Consider the following 993-nt stretch of genomic DNA (forward strand, 5'->3'; position numbering starts at 1 on the left):
CAAAAACACTTCTGGAAAACTCAAATCCACTTCTGTCTTGTTAGAAGAAATTACCGACAAGATGAGTAAGATGAAAAACCAAGCACAAAGACAGCATATTGCTGCTCTGTTGTTTGGTGGTGATGGTAAAGAAATGGCGACCATGCTTGCACAAGGCATGGCACCCATTAAAGAGCTGTTTGCAAAGGCGAGAAAAGGAAAATGGCTCATAGGTGCCGATGTTGCACGCTATGCAGCAGATTTAAGTGACAAGCTTGGTGCTTTTAAGAAAAAAATAGGCGGTATCGCGAGCTTTATTGGCGCGCGTTTCATGCCCGTGATTAATGATATGATTGACGGTTTTTCAAAGTTGATTGATGAAAACCGCGACCTCATCCAAACAACCGTTGCGAGCTGGGCAAAAACCTTAAAAAAAGTCCTTAATGATTTGCTTAATCCTACCTCTGATTTAAGAAAAAGCATCAGTGATCTCACAGAGAGGATTAAAGGCTGGTTCCAATGGCTAGAACCTCTGATTGGTGAAATAACCCTCTTTAAGGTAGGACTTGTAGCACTTGGTTCCTTCATTTTTGGTCCACTCATTGCCGCATTAGCCGCAGCGGGAGCAGCGTTTGTCACACTTGGCTATACTATAATGACAACGCCCATAGGATGGCTAATTGGCGGCATCGCAGCTCTTGTTTTACTCTATAAATATTGGGATGAACTCAATGGCTGGGTAGCTGCATCTTTAGCCGCGGTTGGAGCAGTTCTTACCGGAGCATTCATTGCGGCAATGGTACCGGCAGCTTCTGCAGTTGCGGGTCTTGCACTATCTCTTGTAGCTTCACTCATTCCAGCAATAACCGCTGTTGGTACGGCTTTTATATCGCTTGGTGTTGCTATTATGACCACACCTATTGGCTGGATACTTGGCGGCATTGCAGCTCTTGTTGCTGCCGGATATCTGCTCTACAAAAATTGGGACACAGTCATAAGCTTTATAAGCAAGTT

Annotated in this window: 1 pseudogene; it reads left to right on the top strand. The window is 44.4% G+C overall.

The features are described from left to right. Window positions 1-993: pseudogene (locus ACFIJJ_RS09850) on the top strand (phage tail protein); the annotation flags it as partial.

Origin of the sequence: Bartonella sp. TT29SHDZB, assembly GCF_042193395.1 — a bacterium.
Taxonomy (GTDB): Bacteria; Pseudomonadota; Alphaproteobacteria; order Rhizobiales; family Rhizobiaceae; genus Bartonella.